The sequence below is a fragment of the Terriglobales bacterium genome (assembly GCA_035457425.1).
Lineage (GTDB): Bacteria > Acidobacteriota > Terriglobia > Terriglobales > Acidobacteriaceae > JACPNR01.
This window is the reverse complement of the sequence record DATIBR010000142.1, coordinates 1-18538: the sequence shown is the minus strand read 5'-3', so window position 1 is coordinate 18538 and position 18538 is coordinate 1. Positions and strand designations below refer to the sequence as shown.

Sequence of the window (18538 nt, the reverse complement as noted above, 5' to 3'; positions counted from 1 at the left end):
CCGCCGAGCTGCCCCCGCTGCGCGCCGAGCAGCGCGCGGCGCCCGAGTGGGCGCTGAGCGGCGCGGCCGGCCGCCCCAAGCGGCTGATCGCCTCGATCCAGCTCCAGCCCGAGGCGCTGGAGGCCGCCAACTGCCGGCTCCAGGCCAAGATCGCCGCGATCGCCCAGAACGAGGTGCGCACCGTCGAATATCTGCTGGACGACGCCGACATCGTCGTCGTCGGGTTCGGCAGCGCAGGGCGCATCGCGCAGAGCGCGGTCGCGGCGGCGCGGCAGCGGGGGATCAGAGCCGGGCTGCTGCGCCCGGTCACGCTGTTTCCGTTCGCATCCGAGCGCTTGTCGGGGCTGGCGGCGCGCGGGCGCGGGCTGCTGGTGGTCGAGATGAACGCCGGCCAGATGCTCGACGACGTGAGGATCGCCGCCGCGGGTTTGGCGCCGGTGCGCTTCTATGGCCGCACTGGCGGCGTAGTGCCGTTCCCGGACGAGATCCTGGAGGCGATCGTCCAGCTCGACCAGGAGACGCGGCGGGCGCGCCCGCTTCCCAACGTCGAGCGGCTGCTCAACCATGTTCCGCAGAAAGTGGGGAATGGGCGTTAGCGGATGCGGGCTAGCAGATAGAATCGCTACCAACCCCAATCCTCTATCCCCTATCCCTCGTAAGAAAGGGGAGCGACGATGATCGTCGAACCAGTCGAGCAGCTCGTCTACCAGCGTCCACAGGCGCTGTGCGAGACCCTGACCCATTACTGCCCCGGCTGCACCCACGGCGTCGCGCACCGGCTTGTCGCCGAGGTGATCGACGAGCTGGGCATCCGCGAGCGCACGATCGGCGTCGCGCCGGTCGGCTGCGCGGTCTTCGCCTACAACTACTTCGACTGCGATTTCGCCGTGGCGGCGCATGGGCGCGCGCCCGCGATGGCCACCGGCCTGAAGCGGGTGCTGCCCGACACGATCGTCTTCGCCTACCAGGGCGACGGCGACCTGGCCTCGATCGGCCTGGCCGAGATCCTGCACGCCGCCGCGCGAGGTGAGAATATCAGCGTGATCTTCATCAACAACGCCATCTACGGCATGACCGGCGGCCAGATGGCGCCGACGACGCTGTCGGGCCAGGCTTCGACGACCACGCCCTGGGGCCGCCGGCCGTCGAACGAAGGATTCCCGCTGCACGTGTGCGAGCTCCTCGCAACCCTCGAGGCGCCCACCTACATCGAGCGCGTCGCGCTCTCCGACAACAAGAACATCATGCGCGCCCGCCGCGCGGTCCGGAAAGCCATCGAGAACCAGCAGAAGGGCGCCGGCTTCAGCTTCGTCGAGATCCTGTCGCCCTGCCCGACCATCTGGAAGATGGACCCGGTCGTCGCACGCAACTGGGTCGCCGAAAAGCTGATGCCCGCGTTCCCGTGCCAGGTGTTCCGCGACAAAGTCCACGAAGTGGTGGCGGAGAACCAGCCGCCACACAAGACGCCGGAAGAGATCCTCGGCGTCGCCAAGTCCGCCCAGCCGACCGAAGCGCTGCCGACCGCAAGCCATTTTCATGGCACCAAGTTGGACATCAAGGTGGCAGGCTTCGGCGGCCAGGGCGTGTTGCTGCTCGGCCAGATCGTCGCCGAGATGGGCATGCGCGAAAACCTCGAGGTGAGCTGGCTGCCTTCGTACGGCCCGGAGATGCGCTCCGGTTCGGCGCACTGCCATGTCTGCCTGTCGAAGGAGCGCATCGGGTCGCCGCTCATCTCGCACCCGGACGTGCTCATCGCGATGAACGAGATCTCGCTGCGCAAGTTCGCCGCGCAGGTGAAGCCCGGCGGTTTGATCCTCTACAACCGCGACGCGTTGCCGGAAGGCTACGCTGTCCCGAACGATGTGCACGTCGCATGCGTGCCCGCCGGCGAGATCGCCGACAAGCTGGGCTCGCAGAAGGTCGCCAACGTCGTGATGCTGGGCGCGTTGCTCGCCGAGACCGACTTCCTGCCGGAAAAGACAGCCGCGGGGACGGTCGAGACCATGGTCGGCGCCTATAAGAAGAACATGCTGGAGCTGAACCGGAAGGCGCTGGCCGCAGGCCGGGACTTCATCTTCGAGAAGGTGGAAGTCGGGCCGGTCGCCGGGCCAGATGGCTACTGCGAAACCTTCTAGAAACCCGGATCGACAGGAGGACGCAGTGGAATTGAATCAGGTAACCGGGGCGATCATCGCCGCAGCGATGAAGGTCCACACTGCTCTCGGTCCGGGCTTGCTCGAAAGCGCGTATCGCAGGTGCTTGCAGTATGAACTCACCAAGCAAGGGTTCAAAGTGGACGCCGAGGTCTGCGTTCCTCTCTGTTACGACTCGCTGCGCATAGAGGACGCGTATCGGGCAGACTTGATCGTCGAAGACTCCGTGGTCGTTGAATTGAAGTCGGTCGAGCAGATCCTCCAGATCCACGAGGCGCAGGTGATCTCGTACCTCAAGCTCAGCGGCAAGCCCCTTGGCCTTCTGTTGAACTTCAACGTGCTGCACATGCGCGAAGGTATCTGCCGTCTGATCAACCAGCGTCGAGATGCCGCCGCCGGCGCCAAGATGAAGAAAAACAACGCCTCCGCGTCCCCTGCGCCCTCCTGTCGTAATTAGAATAGCCGCCATGGCACCGAGCATAGGGATGATCACGACCACCTCCGACGTGAAGGACGCCGCGCGGATGCCGCTGACGGCCGAGCGGACGGCGTTGGTCGTCGTCGATATCCAGGAAAAGTTGCTCCCGCCCATCCATCAGAAGGAGCGGTTGGTCCGGAACGCGCAGCTTCTGCTGCGGCTGGCCGGGATCCTGAAGCTGCCGGTGCTGGCGACCACGCAGTACGCTAGAGGCCTGGGCGCAACGGTGCCCGAAGTCGCGTCCCTCTTCCCTGCCGGCGTGCAGCCCATCGACAAGCTGGAGTTTGGGTGCTTCGGGAACCAGGACTTCTGCGGTGTCGTGAAGAAACTGGGCCGCGAGCGCGACGCGCTGCTGGTATGCGGGATGGAGACGCACATCTGCGTGATGCAGACCGTGCTGGGCGCTTTGCGGCAGGGCTACGCGGTGCACGTCGCCAGCGACGCCTGCGGCTCGCGGGCGGAGTGGAACTGGCAGGTCGGGATCGAGCGCATGCGCGAGGCGGGCGCGGTCATCTCCTCCACCGAGATGGCCATCTACGAGCTGCTGCGCGGCTCCGGTGGGAAAGAGTTCAAGGAGATGCTGCAGTACCTGAAATGAGTACCGAGTACTGAGTACCGAGTTTCCCTCTATGAAGAAGACCGCGAAGCACGCCAAGAAAGCTGCTGCTCCCTCTCCCAACGGTTCCAGGCCGTCCAAGGACTACGCCATCCGGACGCGACTCATCCACGGGTCGTCGAAGACGCCGAAGTGGGACTACTCGCACCACGTCATCCCGCCCATCACCTCGTCGGCGACGTTCCGGCTGAGCTCGGCGCAGCGCGGCGCGAAGGGCTTCTTCGAGTTCGCGTGCGACACCATCGACACCACGCGCCAGGTGCCCATCTACATCTACGACCGGCTCGACGAACCGACGCGCGGCATGCTCGAGGAGGCCCTCGCGACCGCCGAGAAGGGCGAGAACGCGGTCTGTTTCGCCACCGGCATGGCCGCGATCACCGCGGCCATCAACATGTTGGTCCGCACCGGCGACGAGGTGCTGGCGCACCACACGCTCTACGGCTGCACTTACAGCTTCCTGACGAACTGGCTGCCGCGCCAGGGCGTGAGCGCGCGCTTCTGCGATATCAGCGATCCAGCCGAAGTCGCGCACAACATCGGCACGAAGACGCGCGTCGTCTACTTCGAGTCGCCGGTGAACCCCACGATGGAGTTGATCGACCTGCGCGCCGTGCGCGCGGTGGTGGACAAAGCCAACCGCGGGCGGCGCGAGGCCGAGCGCATCCACATCATCGTGGACAACACCTTCGCGACGCCCTACTGCCAGCGGCCCATCGAGCACGGTGTGGACATCGTGGTGCACTCGCTCACCAAGGCCATCGGCGGGTTCGGCACCGACATGGGCGGGGCGGTCATCGTGCCCAAGCACCTGCACAACGTGCTGATGCTCTATCGCAAGGACTTCGGCGGGGTGCTCTCGCCCAAGGCGGCATGGAACATCCTGGTGTACGGCTTGCCGTCGCTGGCGGCGCGCATGGCAAACATGCAGCGCACGGCGCGGCACGTGGCGGAGTTCCTGGAGAAGCACCCCAAGGTCGCGCGCGTGGCGTACCCGGGGCTGGCCAGCTTCCCGCAGCGCGCGCTGGCCGAGAAGCAGATGGTGGACTACCGCGGGAAGTTCGCGCCCGGCTCGATGATCTACTTCGCACTGAAGGAACGACCGGGGCGCTATGATGCGGGCGCGCGCTTCATCGACTACGTGGCCGACAACGCGTATTGCGTGACGCTGGCCGTCAGCCTGGGGCAGATCAAGACGCTGATCGAGAATCCTTACTCCATGACGCACTCGGCGTACCAGGCGGCGGAGTCGAACCCGCGCGAACTGGAGCACGAGAAGAAGCAGAAGCTCGACCCCGGCGGGATACGGCTCTCCATCGGACTGGAGGACCGGCACGACATCATCGCCGACCTGGAGAGAGCGCTGGAAAAAGCCTGAGCTACTCGGAAGCGCCGCTTCCCTTCACGCGCACGACGACGATCTTCGAGAAGCCCTCCCCGAAGGTCGGGGGCTTGAGCTTCGACGCCATGCGCTGCATCACGTCTTCCGGCACGACGCGTTCGCGCCGCCGGTTCCGCTCCATGCAGACCTCCAGCGGGACGTCGAAGAACACCGCCTGCACCTCGTAGCCGAACCCCTTCGCCATCTTGATCCACTGCTTGCGCTCGTGCGGCGAAAGGTTGGTCGCGTCCACGTAGTTCCACGGCATCTTGGCGATGAGGCGCGCGCGCAGCAGCGAGCGCAGCGTCGAGAACACCAGGTGCTGGTAACGCTGCTCAGTGATGTTGTCGAACAGGATGGTGCGGAGCAGGTCGCTGGAGAGCGGTGTGATGCCGCGGCGCTTGTACCACGTGCTCTTACCGGACCCGGGCAGGCCGATCGTCAGCACCACCACGCCGCGCGGGGCGCGCTTCTGCGTCGGCCTCGGCGGCTCCGGGATGGCGTTGGTCAGCGGCGGCGAGGAGAGCGATTCGGGCTGCGTCTCCACTTCGAAGCGACCGCGCTCTTCGCGGCGCGCCGGCTTGGGCTCCTCGAAGTCGTACGAGGGCACCAGCGGAGCGGAGCCCTGCGGGCGCTCCTGGCCGATCTTTCCGGTCTGTTCGGTGTCTGGGGATTTCCTGCGGCGTCGCATGCGTTCGCGCAACCATTTGCGCATGGCTGTAAGTTACACAAACAGCGTCCTTTGCGCAAACCGAGCCGGAAACGTCGCCGCCAGGGCTGCAGCGGCGGAGGTTTTGCTTCCCTAATCCTTCGCGGCGGCCTTCGCGGCCAGCGCCGCGCGCTCTTTCTCGGTGAGGGCTTCGTCGGGCGCGTAATCGTGGACGCCGCGCACCAGCTTGTGCGCCGGGATCTTGCGCAGCAGGTAGAGGAACTGGCGGGGCTTGGCGCCCTGGTTGGTCTTGGCGACCTCGTACAGCTCGTCCTGGTAGCGGATGGTGGTGAGCTGGTTCCATGGCTTCGGACGGCAACTGGCGATGAGCAGGTCGCCGGCGCCTTCGGGCTGCATGGTGTCGAGGACACGGGGCCCGAGCTCCTTTTCGCGCCGGTAGGCGCGCGCGCGCGCATCCAGCAGCGAGGCGAGGAACAGCGGCAACGTGGGCAGCGGTTCGTGGCTCACAATGATGGAGACGCCCCGTGTCACGCCTTCGACCAGGAAATAGAGGAAGAAGAGACTCAGCGGCTGGAAGAGGTAGGCGACGAGCAGGAGCGGGCCGAGCCCCATGACGGCAGTCTCGCCGCCCTGCTCCGCGGCTTTCACGGTGGCGTCACCCATGCCGGCGATCTGCGACCGGACGAACGCCGGGTAGTGCCCGCCGAGCAGCGCCAGGCAAACGAGCGCCTGCGCGATGCCGGTGAGGAGCGTCCCGGCGTTGACGTTCGCCACCAGCGAGGCGAAGTAGCTCTTGCGCCACGCTTCCGGCAGGAACGACACCCAGAGGCCGTTGAGAAATCCGAGCATGGGCCGATGTTGTATCACCACTGTTTCCCGCTTGAAACCGGAAACTGCTGCCTTGAGACTAGCGGGGATGCCGGAGCTCAATGTGCTGTTTTCGGAAGCGGCCATCGCGCACCGCGTGCGCGAGATGGCGGCGCAGATCGCTGGCGACTTCCGCGGCGAGCCGGTGGTGCTGCTGGGCGTGCTGAAGGGCGCGTGCATCTTTCTTTCCGACCTGGCGCGCGCGCTGCCGCTGGATTGCTCGTTCGACTTCCTCGCCGTCTCGAGCTACGGCAATAGCATGCACTCCTCCGGCGAGGTGCGCCTGATGAAGGACGTGGATGAGTCGATGGAGGAGCGCAACGTCATCTTGGTCGAAGACATCCTCGACACCGGCCTGACGCTCGCCTACCTCAGGAAGGTGCTGGCGGCGCACGAACCCAAGGCGCTGAAGATCGCCGCGCTGCTCGACAAGCCCTCGCGCCGCGTGCAGCAGGTGGAGGCGGACTACGTCGGGTTCACCATCCCCGACCACTTCGTCGTCGGCTACGGCATGGACCACGCCGAGCAGTATCGGAACCTGCGGGACATCTGCATCCTCAAACCGGCAGAATGATGCTGGCGCGGGCTGGCGAGTTTTGCTAGAGTCCGCCGTAGACAGTGTCTTCCCAACAGACATTGACGGTCGAACGGCCGGCTGGTTCGCGCGAAGACCAGGCGCGCGACTGGAAGCAGGTCGCCCGACTGCTCGATTCCACCCTCCTCAAGACCGAGACCACCCGCGACCAGGTGATGGCATTGTGCGACGAAGCCGCGCGCTTCGCGATGGCGACCGTCTTCGTGCATCCGGTCTACGTGTCGCTTGCTTGCGACGTGCTGCGCGGGACCTCGACGCTGGTGGGAACGCCGGTCGGCTTCCCGCTCGGCGCGGCGCTGACCACCAGCAAGCGCTTCGAGGCCGTGGAGGCTTTGCGGCTGGGCGCGCGCGAACTCGACATGGTGATGAACGTCGGGGCGCTGAAGTCGGGCGAGCGGCGCCTGGTCGAACTCGATATCCGGGCCGTCGCCACCGTGGCGCACGGGCGCGGGGCCATCCTGAAGGTCATCCTGGAGACGCCGCTGCTGACCATCGAGGAGAAGATCCTGGCGTGCGAGATCTCGGTGGCCGCGGGCGCGGATTTCGTGAAGACCTGCACCGGGTCCAACGGTCCGGCGACCACGGACGACATTCACCTGATGCGCGGCGTGGTCGGGGACCGCGCGAAGGTCAAGGCCTCCGGCGGCATCCGGACGGCCGCTGATGTGCGGCGCATGCTCGATGCCGGCGCGGATCGGATCGGGACGTCGACGGCCGCGCAGATATTGAGAGAGATGGGCGCGTCGTGAATCGTACGCACGCGTGAGCGAGCAGCCGATGACAGAGAATCCCACTTGCCCGGTCTGCGGCGCTATCTATAATCGCACCGCCGTGCTCCGCCAACTGCGCGAGAAAGCCCCGGACCTGTTCGATTTTGCGGTTTGGACGACAAGGTTTCGCTGCGTGCAATGCGGCGAGACGCTGGTGATCACAGGAAGGAACGACGAATGAGCGAAGCCGAGGTGGCAGCCCTCATCACCAAGCTGCAGAAAAGTGCTCTGACGATGGACAAATGGAACGCTGCTGAGGCGCTCGGGAAACTCGGGCCTGCCGCCAACAGCGCAGTGAGTGCGCTGGATAGCGCTATGCTGGACCGCGACATCATGCTCGCTCAACGCGCCGCCGTCGCGCTAGGCCAGATCGTCGGTCAGGATGCGGCCGCCGCACTCCTACTGCGTGCGGACCACATCCGAAAGACTCGCGGCCTCGCGCCCCTGCTCTGATCTCATCGGGCGTCGGCGTTCGAGCTTCCCGCCCTTCGCCACACTCGTTGCCGCGCCTTGTCAGCCTCGACCGCCGGTGACTGCTCGAAGGAGCGCGTATACAGACAATCCACAAGACGACCCGCTAAGATGGAAGTAGTGTCTACTCCTGTCCAAGCCAAGAGCGAGCCTAGTTCCCAGCGCTTCCAGCAGTTCCTGGTCGAGGTCGCCGACGTCATCAACACGACGCTCGACGTCGACACCCTGCTCACGCGGGTAGCGGAGGTCATCCGCCGTTTCCTCGACTACGAGATCTTCGCCATCCTGCTGCTGAACGAGCGCACGCAGACGCTGCGCATGCGCTTCGAGATCGGCCACCTGCCGGGCGTGAAGGAGCGGCTGCGGGTGAAGGTGGGCGAAGGCATCACGGGTACGGCGGTGGAGCGGCGTGAGCCGGTGCGCTCGGACGACGTGAGCCAGGTGCCGACGTACATCAACGCGCACCCGGAGGTGCGCTCGGAGCTGGCCGTCCCAATGATCGTGAAGAACCGGGTGATCGGCGTGCTCGACATCCAGTCGACGCAGCTGGCGTACTTCAACGACGAGCACGTGCGCATGCTCTCGCTGGTCGCCTCGCGCATCGCGGCCGGCATCGAGAACGCGCGCCTGTACACGCGCGTCGCGCGGCAGGCGCAGACGCTCGAGTTGCTGAGCGAGATCTCGCGCGAGCTCACTTCCATCCTGAACCTCGACCAGCTCTTCAAGCGGACGGCGGAAGCGCTCAACCGGCTCATCGACTACCAGATGTTCTCCATCCTGATGGTCGACAACAGCGGTCAGAAGCTGGAACACCGCTTCTCGCTGCGCTTCAAGCAGAGCATCCAGCTGAAGCACGACATCCCCATCGGGCGCGGGCTGGTCGGCGCCGCGGCGCAGAGCGGCGAGGCGGTGCTCGCGCCCGACGTCGCCAAGGACGCGCGCTACATCGCGCTCAACCCGGAGACCAAGTCGGAACTGTGCGTCCCGCTGAAATACAAGGAGCGCGTCATCGGCGTGCTCGACCTGGAGCACACCAAGCGCGGCTACTTCACCGAAGACCACATGCGGACGCTCACCACGCTGGCGGCGCAGATCGCCATCGCGGTCGAGAACGCGCGGCTGTACGAGCGCCTCGCCAAGGAAGAGCAGCGGCTGGAGCGCGACCTCGCGATGGCGCGCGAGCTCCAGCGGCGCCTGCTGCCGGCGTGCTGCCCCACCATCGCCAACGCGCAGCTGGCGGCGAAGTTCGTGCCCGCGCGCGAACTTGGCGGAGACATGTACGATTTCGTCCGCTACGCCGGGCGGCGGACGGCCATCGCCATCGGCGACGTGAGCGGCAAGGGCGCGCCGGCCGCGCTCTATGCCGCCCTGGCCAGCGGCATCCTGCGCTCCCACGCCACGCTCGAGCTCAACCCGGCGCAGATGCTGGCGGCGACCAACGCCTCGCTCCAGAACCGCCCGGTCGAGGCCCAGTACCTCTCGCTCATCTACGCGCTCTGGGACGAGCGCTCCAGCTCGATGCTGGTGGCAAACTCCGGCCTGCCGCGCCCCATCTTCTGCCACCAGGGCGAGACGCAGATCGTGGAATCGCGCGGGCTGCCGCTCGGCCTCTTCGCCGACGCAACCTACGACGAGGTCCGCATCCACGCCCAGGCCGGCGACGTCTTCCTCTTCATGTCCGACGGCATCATCGACGCCGCCAACGAAGCCGGTGAGACCTTCGGACGCGGCCGCGTGGAGCAGATCGTGCGCGCGAACCACACCCGCACCGCTGACGACATCGTCGAGGCTATTTTCGCGGCGGTGAACGCCTTCGCCGTGGGGATGGAGCCGTTCGATGACCAGACGGTGGTCGCGGCGAAGATCACCCAGTAGTATTCCCTCTTCATGTTCCGATACCACGACGACTCCTTGCACTGCGACGCGGTCGCGCTCGAAACGCTCGCGCGTACGTACGGCACGCCGCTCTACGTCTATTCGGCGGAAGCGATTCGCAGCCGGTATCGGTCGTTCGACGGCGCGTTCCGCGGCGTACCCCACACCATCTGCTACTCCGTAAAAGCGAACTCCACGCTGGGCATCCTGAAGCTGCTGGCGAAGCTGGGCGCCGCCTTCGACGTGGTGTCGGGCGGCGAGCTGGAGCGCGTGCGGCGCGCGGCGCGCGGGCGACTGAAGCAGACGGTGTTCTCCGGCGTCGGGAAGACCGAAGCGGAGATGGACGCGGCCCTGCGGGCGGGCATCCTGCTCTTCAACGTCGAGAGCGAAGGCGAACTGGAACTGCTGGCGGCGCGCGCGACCAAGCGAAAGAAGAAAGCACGCGTCGCGCTGCGCGTGAATCCCGACGTCCCGGCCGAGACGCATCCTTATATCTCCACCGGGATGCGCGAGCACAAGTTCGGTGTCGCGATGGGCGAGGCGCGACGGCTCTATGCCGCCGCCGCGCGGGACCGATGGCTCGAGGTCGCCGGCGTCAGCGTCCACATCGGGTCGCAGATCACCGACGTCGCGCCTTTCCGGGCGACGATGGAGCGCGTGGCGACGCTGGTGCGCGAGCTGCGCGCCGACGGACACAAGATTCACTACGTGGACGCCGGTGGAGGCCTCGGGATCGACTACCAGGGTCCCGCGCCGGGGCGGAAAGAAGATCTCGAAGACCGATGCGGCGCCTACGCAACTGCCGTTACGTCACCGCTGAAGGGCCTTCACCTTCATCTCTTACTTGAACCGGGACGTGCGCTGGTCGGCCCTGCGGGCGTGCTGCTCACGCGCGTTCTGTATCAGAAGAAGAACGGCGCCAAGCGCTTCCTGGTGACCGACGCCGCAATGAACGACTTGCTGCGGCCGGCGCTTTACCAGGCGCACCACGAGATCGTGCCCCTGCGCGAGAACAAGCAGCAGGTACTCGGGACATTCGACGTGGTCGGTCCCGTGTGCGAGACGGGAGACTTTTTCGCCCGCGACCGCCTGGTGGCCGTGGCTGAGCCGGGCGAACTGTTGGCGGTGCTGGACGTGGGCGCCTACGGCATGTCGCTAGCCTCGAACTACAACACGCGCTCCAGGGCGGCCGAGGTCCTGGTCGACGGGCGGCGCGTCACCGTGATCCGGCGGCGCGAGACCATCGACGACCTGCTGCGGACCGAGGGGTAAGCGACCCTACTTCGGGTTACGGGATTTGCTCTATTGCCGCTTTGTCTTACTTCTCTTAGTCTGCGCGACAACCTCCCCCCACTCTGAGACGCACCACCCACAACATGGCCACTTCAACCGGCTGTACCTGGTGCAGATCGAAGTACGAGATCGCTGCCAGCCACGCGCGCGACCAACGGACCTTCTGCTCCAAGAAGTGCGAGCTCGAGGCAAGGTTCTGGCTGTTCCGGCTGTTCCAACCGGCGGAAGACGCGAAAGCCCTGCCCGAAGGCAGGGCTCCGGAAAAGACCTAGCTAGTACTCGACCGTGCGTTCCAGCGCCGTCACGATCTTCTCCACGCTCGGCATGTAGAACTTCTCCAGCGGCGCCGAGAAGGGGATGGCCGGAACGTCAGGCGCGGTGACGCGCACGATGGGAGCGTCGAGGCAATCGAAGGCCTCTTCCGCCAGGATCGCCGACAGCTCCGCGCCGATGCCGAGCGTGCGGTGGTCTTCGTGCACGATGACGCAGCGGTTGGTCTTCGCCACCGACGCCAGCACGGTGTCCTTGTCGAGCGGGTTGAGCACGCGCAGGTCCACCACTTCCACCTCGATGCCGTGGTCTTCCTTCATCTTCTCCGCGGCCTGCAGCGTGAGCTGCAGCGTGTAGCCGTACGACACTGCGGTGATGTCCTTGCCCTCGCGCCGCACCGCGGCCTTGTACAGGTCCGCGACGAACTCCTCGTCGGGGATGTCTTCCTTGATCGAGCGATAGAGTTTCTTGTGCTCGAAGTAGATGACCGGGTTGTCGTCGCGAATGGCGGCCTTGAGCATGCCCTTGGCGTCGTAGACGGTGCCGGGCGCGAGCACGACCAGGCCCGGCTCGTGCGCAAACCACGTGGTGTTGGTCTGCGAGTGGTAGAGGCCGCCGCCGACGCCGCCGCCGTAGCAGACGCGCAGCGTGAGCGGGCAGGTCTGCGTGCCGGCCGAGCGATAGCGGAGCTTCGCGGCCTGCTGCGTGATGGCGTCCATCGCGGGCGTGATGAAGTCGGAGAACTGGATCTCCGGGCAGGGCTTCATGCCGGCCAAAGCCGCGCCGATCGCGGAGCTGACGATGATGCCCTCGGCGAGCGGCGAGTCGATCACGCGGTCCGGCCCGAACTCCTCGAACAGGCCCTTGGTGGCCTTGAAGACGCCGCCCATGACGCCGACGTCCTCGCCGATGATGAACACTTTTTCGTCGCGCTGCATCTCCTCGCGCAGCGCCTGCGTGATGGCGTCGATGTAAGTGGTGAGTGCCATGGCGTTCCTAGTCGTTGGCGGGCGAGCTGACGCTGCCGCGGAAGCTCCACGGCTTGCGGTTCAGCTCGCGCTCGCGGATGGAGAACGAGTACACGTGGTCGAGCGCCTCTTCCGGCTCGGGATACGGTGACTGCTCCGCGAACTGGACGGCCTTCTCGATCTCCGCGTTGATCTCGCCCGTGATCTTTTCCTTCCACTGGTCGGACCACAGCTTCTGGCCCTGGAGGTACCGCTCCATCGCCGGGATGGGATCCTTCGCCTTCCACGCTTCCACTTCCTCGGGCTGGCGATACTTGGCGGGATCGATCTCGGAGTGGCCGTACCAGCGGTAGGTCTTGCACTCGATGAGCGTCGGCCCGTTCCCTTCGCGCGCGCGCCGGATGGCCTCGCGCGCCACCCGGTACACGGCGACCACGTCGTTGCCGTCGACCGTGATGCCGGGGAACCCGTAGCCCTGCGCCTTCACGCTGATGTCTTCCACCGCGGTCTGCAGCTTCACGCTCACCGACTCGGCCCAGCGGTTGTTCTCGCAGATGTAGACGATGGGCAGCTTGTGCACGCCGGCGAAGTTCAGCGCTTCGTGCCAGAAGCCCAGCGAGGTGGAGCCGTCGCCGGAGAGCGCGACCACGATGTTCGGCTTCTTCTGGAGCTTGTAGGCCAGCGCCACCCCGGTGCCGATGTTGAGCTGCGCGGCGATGGTCGAAGCCGGCGTGATGACGTTGGTCTCGGCGTTGCCGCAGTGCGCCGGACTGGAGCGTCCCTGGTCGGGCGAGGTCTTGCGCGCGTACAGCTGGGCGAACATCTTCTCCAGCGGCGTGCCCTTCATGATGTTGGTCACGAAATTGCGGTGCGAGGGCGCGATGTAGTCGTCTTTTTCCAGGTCGATGGTGGCCCCGACCTCGGTGGCTTCCTGTCCGACCGCGGCGTAGTAGTTGCCGGCGAACTTGCCCTGCTTGAACAGCGTGCGCGCGCGCTCTTCCACCAGGCGGCACTTCAGCATGTAGTAGTACAGCCGCTTCAGGATCTCGGGGCTCATCGGCGACGCGCCGTTGCCCTGCGGACGCGCGGCCTGCCCCGGCTTTTCCGCCTTGGATTGGCTCGGGGCCGCAGGCGCGGAGCGGTCCTTCGTCTTAGTAGCCATAGCTTTTGCCTCGGAAACCCCCAATTGTAGCGCAGACCAGAGTGGCAGTGTGCCTCTCTAGTCAACAAGGCACGAAGCTCAAAGGTCTAAGGTGGGAAGATGCAGGCGTCCACAGTGCTGTGGATAATTCTGTGGATAACAGGGCAGCAACCAGCGCGCGCGACAGCAAACACGCGAGAAATAGCACTTTGCACTCTGCTGTGGTCATCGCCGGCGAAACTCAGGCTGTGGATGAGGAGCGCGCCGTTGGCGGAGGATGTCGTCAGGGTTGCAGGCCGGGTAATCACGGATGGTGAAACAACGTCTCGACAAAGTCTTGGTGGAGCGCGGGCTGGCGCCCAGCCGCGAGCGCGCGCAGGCGCTCATCCTCGCCGGCAAGGTGCTGGTGGACGGCCAGAAGATCGAGAAAGCGGGCGCGCCGGTGGCGGAAGGCGCGGCCATCCGACTGCTGGGCGAAGACCTGAAGTATGTAAGCCGCGGCGGCCTGAAGCTGGAGCGCGCGCTGGAGCACTGGCAGATCGACCTGAGCGGCCGCACGTGCATGGACGTCGGCGCGTCGACCGGCGGCTTCACCGACGCGATGCTGCAAGCCGGCGCGGCGCGCGCGATTGCCGTCGATACCGGCTACGGTCAGATCGATGCCACGCTGCGGAATGATCCCCGGGTGCGACTGCTGGAGCGGACGAACGCGCGCCATCTCACCGTCGAGCAAGTCGCGCCGTTGGCGGACGCTCCGGTGAGTTTCGTCGCGATGGACGTCTCTTTTATCTCTGCTACACTCGTGCTCCCCGCGGTGGTCCGTACGGTTCTTGCGCTCGGCGCGGCGGAGCTCGAGCTGGTCGTGCTGGTGAAGCCGCAGTTCGAGGCGGGCCGCGAAGCCGTCGGCAAAGGCGGCATCGTGCGCGACCCCGCGGCGCGCGCGGCGGCCATCAAGCGGGTACGCGAGGCGGTCGAAGCGCTCGGCGGTACGAAGCTCGACGTGATCGACTCCCCGATCACGGGAGCCGAAGGCAACCAGGAATTCCTGCTGCACGCGGTTTATTCTGCGATCTGAGATCTGCCATCTGCCATGAAGACCGTCGCCATCATCTCGAAGCCGGGGCGCCCGCAACTGCCGGACGCCGTGACCCGGCTGGTGAAGTGGCTCAAGCATCACCAGTACGCGGTCATCGCCGACGAGGCGACTTGCTTCGCGCTGGCGGGCATCGAGTGCATCGCGCGTGAGGAGGTCCCGGCGCGCAAGCCGGAGTTCGTCGTCGTACTGGGCGGCGACGGCACCATGCTGGCGGCGGCGCGCGCCGTGGCCAAGGCCGGCATCCCGATCCTGGGCGTCAACCTCGGCTCGCTCGGCTTCATGACCGAGAGCCGGCTGGAAGAGCTGGAGACCACGCTCGACGCGGTCGCCGCGAACAAGGCCGTCACCGACCGGCGCGCCATGCTGCACTGCCAGCTCGTGCGCGGCGGGCAGTGCGTGGAGGCCTGGGACGCGCTCAACGACATCGTGGTGAACAAGGCGGCGCTGGCGCGCATCGTGGACTTCGACGTCCTGGTGAACGGGCAGTTCGTCTCCAACTACAAGGCCGACGGCATCATCGTGGCCACGCCGACCGGCTCGACCGCGTATTCCCTGGCAGCCGGAGGGCCGGTACTGGGCCCGAGCGTGGACGCGTTCGTCATCACGCCGGTCTCGCCGCACTCGCTCACCAACCGCGCGCTGGTCGTGCCGGACAAGAGCGAGATCGTCATCGAGGTGAAGCAGACGCAGGAGGAGGCTTACCTCACGGTCGACGGCCAGACGGGTGTCCCGCTGCGCCGCGGCGACCGCATCGCGTGCAAGAAGTCGGAGCACGCCATCCAGCTGCTGCACCTCCCGCAGCGCAGCTTCTTCGACGTGCTGCGGACGAAACTGAAGTGGGGGGAGAGATAGGGTGCCGATGGCCAATTGCCGATTGCCGATCGTTCTTCTCGTCGTGACGCTTCTCTTCCCGACCATCACCACCGCGCAGCGGCCGGCGGCCGATGTCATCGTCACCAACGCCAAGGTCTACACCGTGGAGAAGGAGCGGCCGCGCGCGGAGGCCGTGGCCATCCTGGGCGAGCGCATCGTCGCGGTCGGGACGGCGGCGGAGATCGACGCGTGGCGCGGGCCCGAGACCAAGGTCATCGACGGCCGCGGCCACCTGCTCCTGCCCGGGTTCAACGACGCGCACGTCCACTTCACGACGGGCGGGCAGCAGCTCGACAGCGTGGACCTGAAGGACGCGACGTCGCCGCAGGAGTTCGCGCGCCTCATTGGCGAGCGCGCCCAGCAACGGCCCGGCGAGTGGGTGCTGAACGGCCAGTGGGACGAGCAGAAGTGGACGCCGGCGGAACTGCCCACGCGCCAGCTCATCGACGGCGCCACCGGCGCCACGCCGGTGTTCGTGAGCCGCTACGACGGCCACATGGCGCTGGCGAACTCGGCCGCGCTGCGGCTCGCTAAGGTCACGGCGAAGACTGCCGATCCGCCGGGCGGCGAGATCGTCCGCGACGCCCAGGGCAATCCCACCGGCGTGCTCAAAGACGCCGCGATGGGACTGGTCTACAAGGTGATCCCCGACATGACGCCGCAGCAGCGCACCGAGGCGCTGAAGCGCGCGCTGGCACACGCGGCGCAGCTCGGCGTGACCAGCGTGCAGGACATGGGCATGCCGGTCGCCGACGTCCGTACATACATGGAGTTCGCCGAACGCGGCGAGCTCACCACGCGCATCTACGCCGCGCCCATGGAGACGGAGTGGCAGAAGCAGGCGGACGCGGGCGTGCGCCGCGCCTTCGGCTCGCCCTACCTGCGCATCGGCGCGCTCAAGGGCTACGCCGACGGCTCGCTCGGCTCGACCACCGCGTACTTCTTCGAGCCCTACACCGACGCGCCCAAGACGCGCGGCCTGCTCTCCGACGAGATGCACCCCATCACCGCGATGCGCGGGCGGCTGATGAAGGCGGACGAGGCGGGCTTGCAGCTCTGCATCCACGCCATCGGCGACCAGGCCATTTCCATCATCCTCGACATGTTCGGCGACGTCGTGAAGGCGAACGGGACGCGCGACCGGCGGCTGCGCATCGAGCACGCGCAACACATGGCCGCGAAGGACTTCGCGCGCTTCGCCGACCTCGGTGTGATCGCCAGCATGCAGCCGTACCACGCCATCGACGACGGGCGCTGGGCGGAGAAGCGCATCGGTCCGGACCGCATCAAGCGGACGTACGCGTTCCGCACGTTCCTGGACAACAAAGTCAGGTTGGCATTCGGCAGCGATTGGACAGTGGCGCCGCTGGATCCGCTACAGGGGATTTACGCCGCGGTGACGCGCGCGACACTCGACGGCAAGAACCCGCAGGGCTGGGTGCCGGAGCAGAAGCTCACCGTGGCCGAGGCGGTGGAGGCCTACACCATGGGCTCGGCGTACGCGGAGTTCCAGGAGCGCGAGAAGGGCTCGCTCACGCGCGGCAAGCTGGCCGACATGGTGCTCCTGACCGACGACATCTTTTCCATCCCGCCGGAGGCCATCAAGGACGTGAAAGTCGAGATGACAATGGTGGGCGGGAAAGTCGTGTACGAGCGCAAATAGCAAGCGCCGGCGAGTCGCCGGCGCCCACCTCGCACAACCTGGTCAGTTCGCGCTGATGTTGATCGCCGACTTGCGGACTTCGCCGATGGTCGCCAGCGGGTCCTTGGCGCCTTCCTTGGGTGCGATCCAGCGCGGCTCGTTGGCGATGATGTCCTTCAGCAGCTTCTTGTCTTCCGCAGTCGGCAGCCACTCGCTCAGCTTCTGCGCGTATTCCTTCTCGTCCACCGCCTCGCCGGTCTGCGGGTGGAAGCGCTGCTCCTTCCACTTTCCGATGGCGCGGTTGAACTTGATGTGCGGCGCGTAGAGCGGCGCGGTGTCGGGCTTCAGGTAGGTGTTCAGGCGCTGCACCAGCCCGGCGACTTCGTCGCGGTAGAGCTGGCGGTTGTAGTCGTTGATGTCGTCGAGGTCGGGCTCGGTCGTGTTCTTGGGCTCGTCGTAGCGGCCCTTGAGTCCCCAGACGTAAGCCCAGTGCGCCGATGACGAGTTGTCGGTGCCGAACAGGTCGTAGGACTCGGAGATCCACTTGTTGAGGTACTTCTGGATGAGCCACGCCGGGATGACGCCGGCCTCGACCACGCGGCGCAGGCCGTCGTTGCCGGTGCCCATGTGGAAGGCTTCCTCGCGCAGCATGTAGCTCATCGACCGCCCGATGGGCGCGAAGGCGGAGAACTTGAGCATCTGGAGCTGGAACTTGCCGTCGCGGTCCACGAAATCGGTGTAGGTGAAGAAGTCCATCCAGTTGTCGACTTCCTCGTTGAAGGCGTTGAGCAGGCGCTTGTTCTCGAACGCCCGGCGCTCGAGCATCTTCTGCGCTTCCACCTTGCCGGTTGCGCCGAAGTGGTCGATGAGGACGGCGCACATCTGCCAGCCGTGGCGCATCTCCTCGATCATCACGCGGGTGAGCGCGCGGCGGTCCCAGTCGGTGGGCGCCGACTGGAAGAGCCAGCGCTGCTGCTCGACCGAGGCGAACTCGGTGTCGCCCTGGTAGACGATCATGTTGAGCATGGCGTCGCGCATGTTCTGCGTGGGGATCTGGCGCACCGTCTCCCACTTCGGCCGGCCTTTGTAGTGGCCGAACTGGATCTCGTTGGTCTCGATGGCGCCGTAGAGCGTGTCGAACTTGAAGCTCTTGATGTCGTCGTGGTCCACGCCGACTTCCTTGCGCCAGTCGTCGAACAGTCCGACCCAGTCGCTGAACGTTCCGATCTTGAAGACTTTGCCTGGCATGATTCTCCCTAGAGCCGTGCCCAGACGGCTTTCACTTCCGTGTAATGGTTGATGGCCTCGGCGCCGAGGTCGCGGCCGAAGCCGGACTGCTTGTAGCCGCCGAACGGGAACGAGGCGTCGCCGTCGCCGTA

General features: G+C 66.2%; 19 protein-coding genes. 14 read left to right on the top strand and 5 right to left on the bottom strand.

Annotated features, from left to right (window positions below):
• From VLA96_10770 to VLA96_10750, 5 genes are all read left to right on the top strand, one after another.
• Positions 1 to 596: hypothetical protein (locus VLA96_10770; GenBank protein HSE49679.1), on the top strand; the 596-nt coding region annotated here is incomplete at its 5' end.
• Between the two features lie 78 nt (positions 597 to 674).
• Positions 675 to 2135 carry a 2-oxoacid:acceptor oxidoreductase family protein gene (locus VLA96_10765; GenBank protein ID HSE49678.1) on the top strand — a complete coding sequence of 487 codons (1461 nt, stop codon included), beginning with the start codon at positions 675 to 677 and terminating at the stop codon, positions 2133 to 2135.
• A 25-nt stretch (positions 2136 to 2160) separates the two neighbouring features.
• A complete protein-coding gene (locus tag VLA96_10760) occupies positions 2161 to 2610 on the top strand; it encodes a GxxExxY protein (protein HSE49677.1) in 450 nt (149 codons plus the stop codon).
• Positions 2611 to 2620: 10 nt separating this feature from the next.
• Complete coding sequence (locus VLA96_10755) at positions 2621 to 3229, top strand: hydrolase (GenBank protein HSE49676.1); 609 nt, start codon at positions 2621 to 2623, stop codon at positions 3227 to 3229.
• A 31-nt stretch (positions 3230 to 3260) separates the two neighbouring features.
• Positions 3261 to 4625 (top strand): aminotransferase class I/II-fold pyridoxal phosphate-dependent enzyme, encoded by a 1365-nt coding sequence (locus tag VLA96_10750; GenBank protein ID HSE49675.1) that lies wholly within the window; start codon positions 3261 to 3263, stop codon positions 4623 to 4625.
• Position 4626: 1 nt separating this feature from the next.
• Here the strand turns inward: VLA96_10750 and VLA96_10745 are convergent, their stop codons facing one another.
• Complete coding sequence (locus VLA96_10745) at positions 4627 to 5319, bottom strand: ATP-binding protein (GenBank protein HSE49674.1); 693 nt, start codon at positions 5317 to 5319, stop codon at positions 4627 to 4629.
• Positions 5320 to 5430: 111 nt separating this feature from the next.
• The gene (locus VLA96_10740; protein ID HSE49673.1) at positions 5431 to 6147 is read right to left on the bottom strand and encodes a hypothetical protein; all 717 of its coding nucleotides are present in this window, start codon (positions 6145 to 6147) and stop codon (positions 5431 to 5433) included.
• A 67-nt stretch (positions 6148 to 6214) separates the two neighbouring features.
• Between VLA96_10740 and hpt the strand changes: the two genes are divergently transcribed.
• From hpt to VLA96_10710, 6 genes are all read left to right on the top strand, one after another.
• Positions 6215 to 6739 carry a hypoxanthine phosphoribosyltransferase gene (hpt, locus tag VLA96_10735; GenBank protein ID HSE49672.1) on the top strand — a complete coding sequence of 175 codons (525 nt, stop codon included), beginning with the start codon at positions 6215 to 6217 and terminating at the stop codon, positions 6737 to 6739.
• Between the two features lie 62 nt (positions 6740 to 6801).
• Positions 6802 to 7509 carry a deoxyribose-phosphate aldolase gene (gene deoC / locus VLA96_10730; protein HSE49671.1) on the top strand — a complete coding sequence of 236 codons (708 nt, stop codon included), beginning with the start codon at positions 6802 to 6804 and terminating at the stop codon, positions 7507 to 7509.
• Between the two features lie 198 nt (positions 7510 to 7707).
• Positions 7708 to 7983 (top strand): hypothetical protein, encoded by a 276-nt coding sequence (locus tag VLA96_10725; GenBank protein ID HSE49670.1) that lies wholly within the window; start codon positions 7708 to 7710, stop codon positions 7981 to 7983.
• A gap of 138 nt (positions 7984 to 8121) precedes the next feature.
• Positions 8122 to 9876 (top strand): GAF domain-containing SpoIIE family protein phosphatase, encoded by a 1755-nt coding sequence (locus VLA96_10720; protein ID HSE49669.1) that lies wholly within the window; start codon positions 8122 to 8124, stop codon positions 9874 to 9876.
• Positions 9877 to 9888: 12 nt separating this feature from the next.
• Positions 9889 to 11148, top strand: coding sequence for a diaminopimelate decarboxylase (gene lysA / locus VLA96_10715; protein HSE49668.1), 1260 nt, complete (start codon positions 9889 to 9891; stop codon positions 11146 to 11148).
• 104 nt (positions 11149 to 11252) lie between these two features.
• Positions 11253 to 11441, top strand: coding sequence for a hypothetical protein (locus VLA96_10710; GenBank protein HSE49667.1), 189 nt, complete (start codon positions 11253 to 11255; stop codon positions 11439 to 11441).
• Here VLA96_10710 and VLA96_10705 read toward each other — a convergent pair whose 3' ends face one another.
• Positions 11442 to 12428, bottom strand: coding sequence for an alpha-ketoacid dehydrogenase subunit beta (locus VLA96_10705; protein ID HSE49666.1), 987 nt, complete (start codon positions 12426 to 12428; stop codon positions 11442 to 11444).
• A gap of 7 nt (positions 12429 to 12435) precedes the next feature.
• Positions 12436 to 13569, bottom strand: a complete 1134-nt coding sequence (locus VLA96_10700) for a thiamine pyrophosphate-dependent dehydrogenase E1 component subunit alpha (GenBank protein HSE49665.1) — start codon at positions 13567 to 13569, stop codon at positions 12436 to 12438.
• A 289-nt stretch (positions 13570 to 13858) separates the two neighbouring features.
• Between VLA96_10700 and VLA96_10695 the strand changes: the two genes are divergently transcribed.
• Genes VLA96_10695 through VLA96_10685 form a run of 3 tightly spaced genes read left to right on the top strand, consistent with a single transcriptional unit; the run spans position 13859 to position 17180 of the window.
• Positions 13859 to 14623 (top strand): TlyA family RNA methyltransferase, encoded by a 765-nt coding sequence (locus VLA96_10695; GenBank protein HSE49664.1) that lies wholly within the window; start codon positions 13859 to 13861, stop codon positions 14621 to 14623.
• A gap of 15 nt (positions 14624 to 14638) precedes the next feature.
• Positions 14639 to 15496: an NAD(+)/NADH kinase gene (locus VLA96_10690; GenBank protein HSE49663.1), complete on the top strand. Its 858-nt coding sequence runs from the start codon at positions 14639 to 14641 to the stop codon at positions 15494 to 15496.
• Between the two features lie 22 nt (positions 15497 to 15518).
• Positions 15519 to 17180, top strand: a complete 1662-nt coding sequence (locus VLA96_10685; protein ID HSE49662.1) for an amidohydrolase — start codon at positions 15519 to 15521, stop codon at positions 17178 to 17180.
• A gap of 42 nt (positions 17181 to 17222) precedes the next feature.
• Here the strand turns inward: VLA96_10685 and VLA96_10680 are convergent, their stop codons facing one another.
• Complete coding sequence (locus tag VLA96_10680; protein HSE49661.1) at positions 17223 to 18407, bottom strand: Phenylacetic acid catabolic protein; 1185 nt, start codon at positions 18405 to 18407, stop codon at positions 17223 to 17225.
• Positions 18408 to 18538 lie beyond the last annotated feature (131 nt).

Bases quoted from the DNA above. Each gene is read 5' to 3' on its own strand.
- VLA96_10725 (HSE49670.1), top strand. From the start codon at position 7,708: ATGAGCGAAGCCGAGGTGGCAGCCCTCATCACCAAGCTGCAGAAAAGT.
- hpt (HSE49672.1), top strand. From the start codon at position 6,215: ATGCCGGAGCTCAATGTGCTGTTTTCGGAAGCGGCCATCGCGCACCGC.
- VLA96_10745 (HSE49674.1), bottom strand. From the start codon at position 5,319: ATGCGACGCCGCAGGAAATCCCCAGACACCGAACAGACCGGAAAGATC.
- VLA96_10750 (HSE49675.1), top strand. From the start codon at position 3,261: ATGAAGAAGACCGCGAAGCACGCCAAGAAAGCTGCTGCTCCCTCTCCC.
- VLA96_10740 (HSE49673.1), bottom strand. From the start codon at position 6,147: ATGCTCGGATTTCTCAACGGCCTCTGGGTGTCGTTCCTGCCGGAAGCG.
- VLA96_10690 (HSE49663.1), top strand. From the start codon at position 14,639: ATGAAGACCGTCGCCATCATCTCGAAGCCGGGGCGCCCGCAACTGCCG.
- VLA96_10710 (HSE49667.1), top strand. From the start codon at position 11,253: ATGGCCACTTCAACCGGCTGTACCTGGTGCAGATCGAAGTACGAGATC.
- VLA96_10700 (HSE49665.1), bottom strand. From the start codon at position 13,569: ATGGCTACTAAGACGAAGGACCGCTCCGCGCCTGCGGCCCCGAGCCAA.
- VLA96_10680 (HSE49661.1), bottom strand. From the start codon at position 18,407: ATGCCAGGCAAAGTCTTCAAGATCGGAACGTTCAGCGACTGGGTCGGA.
- VLA96_10705 (HSE49666.1), bottom strand. From the start codon at position 12,428: ATGGCACTCACCACTTACATCGACGCCATCACGCAGGCGCTGCGCGAG.
- lysA (HSE49668.1), top strand. From the start codon at position 9,889: ATGTTCCGATACCACGACGACTCCTTGCACTGCGACGCGGTCGCGCTC.
- VLA96_10695 (HSE49664.1), top strand. From the start codon at position 13,859: ATGGTGAAACAACGTCTCGACAAAGTCTTGGTGGAGCGCGGGCTGGCG.
- VLA96_10755 (HSE49676.1), top strand. From the start codon at position 2,621: ATGGCACCGAGCATAGGGATGATCACGACCACCTCCGACGTGAAGGAC.
- VLA96_10765 (HSE49678.1), top strand. From the start codon at position 675: ATGATCGTCGAACCAGTCGAGCAGCTCGTCTACCAGCGTCCACAGGCG.